The 1,456-nt window shown below is 34.3% G+C and carries 1 pseudogene; it reads left to right on the top strand.

Annotation, left to right across the window (positions count from 1 at the left end):
- Positions 1-1,456 (top strand): annotated as a pseudogene (locus tag FIA58_RS21120) (hypothetical protein); the annotation flags it as partial.

The following is a 1,456-nucleotide window of genomic DNA, read 5'->3' as shown; positions in this document are numbered from 1 at the left end:
CAATGGGAATTCATCGTGTACGACAAACTAGACAGACCCGTAGCAACAGGACCCGCATTTTCTCCTTATGGTAGTGCCACTGCAGTAGGCTGGATGATAACAGAATATGATGCATTTGGAAGAGTGACCCAAACAGGTTGGAAACAAATGACGGTAAGTACAACAGACAGAGCCAGTAATCAAAATTTAGTAAATGGTGGAAGTAACCCATTCATTTTAGCTGTTGACGACCTTATTTTAACTAAAAATTATTACGATGACTATAGTTATGCTAATGCACCAAACGTTCCTTCACAAGTTTTAACACAAAATACCACTACAAGTGTTAGAGGACTACCAACAGGCTCATGGACAAAAGTGTTAGATAGTAACAATCCAAACGCTTCGGAAATGTCGTACACCCTTTACGATGACAGATACAGACCTGTTAGTACCTATACCAGCAACCATTTAGGAGGCTTTACCCAAGTAGACAGCAAACTCGATTGGGCTGGAAAAACTGAGTACACAGTTACCACTCATAAGTACGATACTAATGGAACAGTAGTTACCATAACCGATATTTTTGAATATACCGACCAAGATCGTTTAAAGTTACACAAACAATTAATCGCAGGAGGAAGCGAACAATTAATTGCTAAAAATGAATACGACGAACTAGGACAACTAATTAGTAAAAACGTAGGAGGCTTAGATACTACAGGAGCAACTGGTTTACAAACGGTAGATTACAGTTACAACATAAGAGGTTGGTTAAAAGCCATTAATGATGTAGAAAACATAGGTACTGATTTGTTTACTTTTAAGATCAATTATAATAATTTTGAATCTTTAGGAGATTTTGATGATAGCGCTAATCCGTTATACAATGGAAATATTTCCTCTACCTATTGGAAATCATCTAGCGATAATGTGTTAAGAAAATACAATTATTCCTATGATGAATTAAATCGTTTGTTAGAAGCGAATTATTTAAAGCCTGAAAACGCTTCAACTCCTGATAACTATTTAGAGAAACTAACGTATGATAAAAACGGGAACATTCAAACTCTTTTAAGAAATGGAGATAGAGATACGGATGGAGCACAAATAGTAAATGTAATAGATGATTTAGTGTATTCGTATGATGCCAACAATAAAAATTTATTGATGAAAGTGATGGATAAATCAACTGCTTCCCAAGGCTTTAATGAATCATTGGATACAAATAGTAATGGTATTACTGACAATAAAGATGATTATTTTTATGATGCCAATGGGAATATGACAAAAGATGAAAACAAAGGCATTACAAATATTGTCTACAACCATTTAAATTTGCCTACTAAAATATTTGTTGGAGCAAATACAATTGAATATCTTTACAATGCTACAGGACAAAAAATAGCTAAAAAAGTGACTGAGAATAGTACTATAACCACTACCGAATATTTAGCAGGAGGCTTTCAATATAAAG

The organism is Flavobacterium jejuense, assembly GCF_006491595.2.
GTDB lineage: Bacteria > Bacteroidota > Bacteroidia > Flavobacteriales > Flavobacteriaceae > Flavobacterium > Flavobacterium jejuense.
Note: the sequence above shows the minus strand (reverse complement) of the source record. Positions and strands in the feature narration are given on the sequence as shown.